Source organism: Pseudomonas sp. YuFO20, from assembly GCF_035064975.1.
In the GTDB taxonomy this organism is placed as follows: Bacteria; Pseudomonadota; Gammaproteobacteria; order Pseudomonadales; family Pseudomonadaceae; genus Aquipseudomonas; species Aquipseudomonas putida_AE.
In genome coordinates this window covers 1-5,618 of the sequence record NZ_JAXDEO010000120.1, presented here as the reverse complement: position 1 = coordinate 5,618, position 5,618 = coordinate 1, and the positions used below count along the sequence as shown (strand labels likewise).

Annotated in this window: 5 protein-coding genes; all 5 read left to right on the top strand. The window is 63.2% G+C overall.

Annotated elements, in window-relative coordinates:
• Positions 1-522: 522 nt before the first annotated feature.
• The 5 genes from SOP85_RS30615 to SOP85_RS30595 all read left to right on the top strand — a co-directional run bounded on the left by SOP85_RS30615 (position 523) and on the right by SOP85_RS30595 (position 5,568).
• A complete protein-coding gene (locus SOP85_RS30615; RefSeq protein ID WP_323607489.1) occupies positions 523-1,113 on the top strand; it encodes an amino acid synthesis family protein in 591 nt (196 codons plus the stop codon).
• 42 nt (positions 1,114-1,155) lie between these two features.
• On the top strand, positions 1,156-1,989 hold the full coding sequence (locus SOP85_RS30610; RefSeq protein ID WP_274077877.1) for an alpha/beta fold hydrolase: 834 nt from the start codon (positions 1,156-1,158) through the stop codon (positions 1,987-1,989).
• Positions 1,986-3,467, top strand: a complete 1,482-nt coding sequence (locus SOP85_RS30605; protein WP_323629351.1) for an aldehyde dehydrogenase — start codon at positions 1,986-1,988, stop codon at positions 3,465-3,467. Before SOP85_RS30610 ends, SOP85_RS30605 begins: the two co-directional genes overlap by 4 nt.
• Positions 3,468-3,479: 12 nt before the next feature.
• The gene (locus tag SOP85_RS30600; RefSeq protein WP_046817508.1) at positions 3,480-3,965 is read left to right on the top strand and encodes a flavin reductase family protein; all 486 of its coding nucleotides are present in this window, start codon (positions 3,480-3,482) and stop codon (positions 3,963-3,965) included.
• A 151-nt stretch (positions 3,966-4,116) separates the two neighbouring features.
• Positions 4,117-5,568 (top strand): NAD-dependent succinate-semialdehyde dehydrogenase, encoded by a 1,452-nt coding sequence (locus SOP85_RS30595; RefSeq protein ID WP_323629350.1) that lies wholly within the window; start codon positions 4,117-4,119, stop codon positions 5,566-5,568.
• Positions 5,569-5,618: the final 50 nt, after the last annotated feature.

Genomic DNA, 5,618 nt, shown 5'->3' with positions numbered 1-5,618 from the left:
ACGCAAATCCGTAGGAGCCGGCTTGCCGGCGATACGATGGTGGCCGTGATGCCGCCATCGCTGGCAAGCCAGCTCCTACAGGTTTTGCGCAGGTAAGTTGAATTGGTGGCGTCAAGCAAATCCGTAGGAGCCGGCTTGCCGGCGATGCGATGGTGGCCGTGATGCCGCCTTCGCTGGCAAGCCAGCTCCTACAGGTTTTGCGCAGGTAAGTTGAATTTTTGGCGTCACGCAAATCCGTAGGAGCCGGCTTGCTGGCGATGCGATGGTGGCCGTGGTGCCGCCTTCGCTGGCAAGCCAGCTCCTACAGGTTTTGTGCAGGTAAGTTGAATTTTTGGCGTGACACATATCCGTAGGAGCCGGCTTGCTGGCGATGCGATGGTGGCCGTGATGCCGCCTTCGCTACACCCCTCCCCCTCTTTTCATCGCCTTCCGACCAGAAACTCCCATCAGGCTATTGCGCATCCGGTATTATGGTATACCATCATACGCACAGACACCATTCACCCTGATACGGAGCAGCTCATGAGTTTCGAAATCCGCAAGATCGTCAGCTATGTCGAAGAAACCTTCATCGAAGGCGGCAAAGCCACCGACAAGCCTGTGACCATGGTCGGGCTGGCCGTGGTGATGAAGAACCCCTGGCTGGGCAACGGTTTCGTTGAAGACCTCAAGCCGCAGATCCGCGCCAACTGCTCCGACCTTGGCGCAATGATGGTCGAGCGCCTGGTGGGCATCATCGGCGGTGCCGAGAAGATCGAAGCCTATGGCAAGGCTGCCGTGGTCGGTGCCGACGGTGAAATCGAACACGCCTCCGCGGTGATCCACACCCTGCGCTTTGGCAACCATTACCGCGAAGCGGTGAAAGCCAAGAGCTACCTGAGCTTTACCAACAAGCGCGGCGGCCCGGGCACTTCGATCCAGATCCCGATGATGCACAAGGACGATGAAGGCCTGCGTTCGCACTACATCACCCTGGAAATGAAGATCGAAGACGCGCCGCGTGCCGACGAAATCGTCGTGGTCCTGGGTTGCGCCGATGGCGGCCGCCTGCACCCACGCATCGGCAACCGCTACATCGACCTGGAAGAACTGGCTGCCGAAAAAGCCCAGTAAGCCGGTCGGTCACTACAACAAAAAGGTATGCAGGAGCGCTCCATGATTCGGCTCACCGCTGAACGCACCCCGGCTGGCACCAGTTACCTGGCGACCGGCCAAGGCCAGCCCGTGGTCTTGATCCACGGCGTGGGCCTGAACAAAGAAATGTGGGGCGGCCAGATCGTTGGCCTGGCCACGCAATACCGCGTCATCGCCTACGACATGCTCGGCCATGGCGCCAGCCCGCGCCCTGAAAGCGGCACGCCGCTGCTCGGTTATGCAGACCAGTTGCTCGAGCTGCTCGATCATCTGCAATTGCCCAAGGCGGCCGTGATCGGTTTCTCCATGGGTGGGCTGGTGGCGCGGGCTTTCGCCCTGCATTACCCGCAACGCCTGCAAAGCCTGGTGGTGCTCAACAGTGTGTTCAACCGCACCGCTGAACAACGTGCCGGCGTGATCGCCCGCACCAGCCAGGCTGCCGAACACGGTCCGGACGCCAACGCCGAGGCGGCGTTGTCACGCTGGTTCAGCCGTGAATACCAGGCGGCCAATCCGGCGCAGATCGCCGCGATTCGCCAGACACTGGCGGGCAATGACCCCCAGGGTTACCTGACCACCTACGAATTGTTTGCCACCCAGGACATGTACCGCGCCGAGGACCTGGGCAACATCCAGGTACCGGCGTTGATCGCCACCGGCGAACTCGACCCGGGATCGACCCCGGAAATGGCCGAGCAACTGGCCCAGCGCATTCCCGGTGCCAAGGTTGCCGTGCTCGCCGAGCAGCGGCATATGATGCCCGTAGAATCGCCGCGCCTGGTCAACCAGCTGTTGCTGGAGTTTCTCGACACTGCGCACTCCCGACAAAACCAGATCAAGGGGATCGTTGCATGACACTCACACGCTTCCAGATGTGCATCGGCGGTGAATGGGTCGATGCCCTCTCCGGCAAGACTTTCGATAGCCTCAATCCGGCCCTGGCCGAGCCCTGGGCCGAACTGCCCGATGCCGACGAAGCCGACGTCGAGCGCGCCGTACAGGCTGCGCAGACCGCCTTCGACAGCCCGGCCTGGCGTGGCCTGACCGCCACCGCCCGGGGCAAGTTGCTGCGCCGCCTGGGCGACCTGATCGCCGAAAACAAGGAACAACTGGCGCAGCTGGAAAGCCGCGACAACGGCAAGCTGATCCGCGAGACCCGCGGCCAGGTCGGCTACCTGCCGGAGTTCTTCCACTACACCGCAGGCCTGGCCGACAAGCTCGAAGGCGGCACCCTGCCGCTGGACAAGCCCGACCTGTTTGCCTACACCGTGCACGAAGCCATGGGCGTGGTCGCCGCGATCATTCCGTGGAACAGCCCGCTGTACCTGACCGCGATCAAACTGGCGCCGGCCCTGGCGGCGGGCAATACCATCGTGATCAAGCCGTCCGAGCACGCCTCGGCGACCATTCTCGAACTGGCGCGTTTGGCGCTGGAAGCCGGCATCCCGCCGGGCGTGGTCAACGTCGTCACCGGTTACGGCCCGAGCACCGGTGCCGCCCTCACCCGCCATCCGCTGGTGCGCAAGATCGCCTTCACCGGTGGCGCGGCGACGGCCCGGCATGTGGTGCGCAGCAGTGCCGAGAACTTCGCGAAATTGTCCCTGGAACTGGGCGGCAAGTCGCCGAACATCATCTTCGCCGACGCCGACCTCGACAGCGCGATCAACGGCGCCATCGCCGGGATCTACGCCGCCTCCGGGCAAAGCTGTGTGTCGGGTTCGCGCCTGCTGGTGCAGGACGAAATCTACGACGAATTCGTCGCTCGCCTGGTGGAACGCGCCCAGCGCATCCGCATCGGCAACCCGCAGGAAGACAGCAGCGAAATGGGCCCGATGGCCACCGCGCAGCAGCTGGCCGTAGTGGAAGGACTGGTGGCCGATGCCATTGCCGAAGGGGCAACACTGCGCCTGGGTGGCAAGCGCCCGCAGAATCTGGGCGAAGGCTGGTTCTATGAGCCGACCCTGTTCGAATGCGACCGCAATTCGATGAAGATCATGCAGGAAGAAGTGTTCGGCCCGGTGGCTTCGGTCATCCGTTTCAAGGACGAAGCCGAAGCCCTGGCGATCGCCAACGACTCGCAGTTCGGCCTCGCCGCCGGCATCTGGACCCGCGACCTGGGCCGCGCCCATCGCCTGGCCCGGGACGTGCGCTCGGGGATCATCTGGGTCAACACCTACCGTGCCGTGTCGGCCATGGCGCCGATCGGCGGCTTCAAGAACAGTGGCTATGGACGCGAAAGCGGCATCGATTCCGTGCTGGCCTACACCGAGCTGAAAACGGTGTGGATCAATCTGTCCCAGGCACCGATGCCTGATCCATTCGTGATGCGCTAGGAGTCCTGAGAAATGATCGAACCCGGCATTTACAAAGACGTCATGAGCTCGTTCCCTTCCGGGGTCACGGTGGTCACCACCCTGGACCCGGCGGGTGGCATCGTCGGCATTACCGCCAGCGCCTTCAGTGCGCTGTCGATCGATCCGGCACTGGTGCTGTTCTGCCCCAACTACGCCTCTGACACCTACCCGATCCTGCGCGACAGCAAGCAGTTCGCGATTCACCTGCTGTCCGCCGACCAGACCGCCGAAGCCTATGCGTTTGCCGGCAAAGGCAAGGACAAGGCCAACGGCATCGAGTGGCACTTGAGCGAACTGGGAAACCCGTTGCTGCGCAAGGCCACGGCGATCATCGAGTGCGAACTGTGGCGCGAATACGATGGCGGCGACCACGCCATCATCGTCGGTGCGGTGAAGAACCTGATCCTGCCCGAGCAACCGGTGACGCCGATGATCTACCACAAAGGCAAGCTGGGCCCCCTGCCCACCCTGGCCTGATCGGTTCCACACAAAAAACCCTGTGGGAGCGGGCTTGCTCGCGAAGGCGGAGTATCAGTTGACATCAATATTGACTGACCCACCGCTTTCGCGAGCAAGCCCGCTCCCACAGGGGTCCGTGCAGATTTTTTAAATTTTGTCAGGAGCCGGCATGAGCCCAGCAGCCTCGTTACTGTTCCGCCAGCAGGCCTACATCAACGGCCAATGGCTGGGTGCGCCCGACGGTGCGCAACAGGACATCTTCAACCCGGCCACCGGCGAGTTGATCGGCCAGGTGCCAAACCTCGGCGCCGAAGACGCACGCCAGGCCATCGACGCCGCCAACAAGGCCTGGCCGGCCTGGCGCGCACTCACCGCCAAGGAACGCAGCAACACGCTAAAGCGCTGGCACGCGCTGATGCTGGAAAACGCCGATGCCCTGGCCGAAATCCTCACCCTCGAACAAGGCAAGCCGTTGGCCGAAGCCAAGGGTGAAATCCTCTACGCCGCCAGCTTCATCGAGTGGTTCGCCGAAGAAGCCAAGCGCATCTACGGCGACACCATTCCCAGCCACAAGGGCGATGCGCGCATTGTCGTGAGCAAGGAGCCGATCGGTGTCGTCGCGGCGATCACCCCCTGGAACTTCCCCGCGGCGATGATCACCCGCAAGGCCGGCCCGGCGCTGGCGGCCGGTTGCCCGTGCATCGTCAAGCCGGCGCCGGAGACGCCGTTCTCGGCTCTGGCCATGGCCGCGCTGGCCGAGCAGGCCGGCATTCCCGCCGGTATTTTCAACGTGATCACCGGCGATGCCATCGCCATCGGCGCCGAACTGACCGCTAGCCCGCTGGTGCGCAAACTGTCGTTCACCGGCTCCACGGCCATTGGCAAGTTGCTGATGGCGCAGTGCGCGCCGACGCTGAAAAAGGTGTCACTGGAACTGGGCGGCAACGCGCCTTTTATCGTCTTCGACGACGCCGATCTGGAACGTGCCGTGGAAGGCGCGCTGATCGCCAAATTCCGCAATGCCGGCCAGACCTGCGTCTGCGTCAATCGCTTCCTGGTGCAGGACGGTATTCACGACGCTTTCGTCGCGCGGTTGGCCGAACGGGTCTCGCAACTCAAGGTTGGCAGCGGTTTCGCAGACGGCGTCACCCAGGGTCCGCTGATCAACGAGCGTGCCGTGGCCAAGGTAGAAGACCATGTGCAGGACGCGCTGGCCCAAGGTGCCCGCTTGCTCTGCGGCGGCGAACGCCACGCGTTGGGCCATGGCTTTTTCCAGCCCACGGTCCTGGCCGGCATCACCACGCAGATGAAAGTCGCCCGGGAAGAAACTTTCGGTCCGCTCGCCGCGGTGTTCCGTTTCGCCAGCGAATCCGAGGCCGTGCAGATGGCCAACGACACCGAATTCGGCCTGGCTGCCTACTGCTACACCCGCGACCTGGGCCGCGCCTGGCGCATGAGCGAAGCGCTGGAATACGGCATGGTCGGGATCAACGAAGGGTTGATCTCCACCGAAGTCGCGCCGTTTGGCGGGATCAAATCCTCGGGGCTGGGGCGCGAAGGCTCCAAATATGGCATCGAGGATTACCTTGAACTCAAATACACCTTGATGGGTGGGCTGTGAATCAATACCTGTAGGAGCCCGGCTTGCCGGCGAAGGCGCCCTCAAGTACG

Coding starts and splice junctions, on each gene's coding strand:
- SOP85_RS30600 (WP_046817508.1), top strand. CDS start 3,480: ATGATCGAACCCGGCATTTACAAAGACGTCATGAGCTCGTTCCCTTCC.
- SOP85_RS30605 (WP_323629351.1), top strand. CDS start 1,986: ATGACACTCACACGCTTCCAGATGTGCATCGGCGGTGAATGGGTCGAT.
- SOP85_RS30595 (WP_323629350.1), top strand. CDS start 4,117: ATGAGCCCAGCAGCCTCGTTACTGTTCCGCCAGCAGGCCTACATCAAC.
- SOP85_RS30615 (WP_323607489.1), top strand. CDS start 523: ATGAGTTTCGAAATCCGCAAGATCGTCAGCTATGTCGAAGAAACCTTC.
- SOP85_RS30610 (WP_274077877.1), top strand. CDS start 1,156: ATGATTCGGCTCACCGCTGAACGCACCCCGGCTGGCACCAGTTACCTG.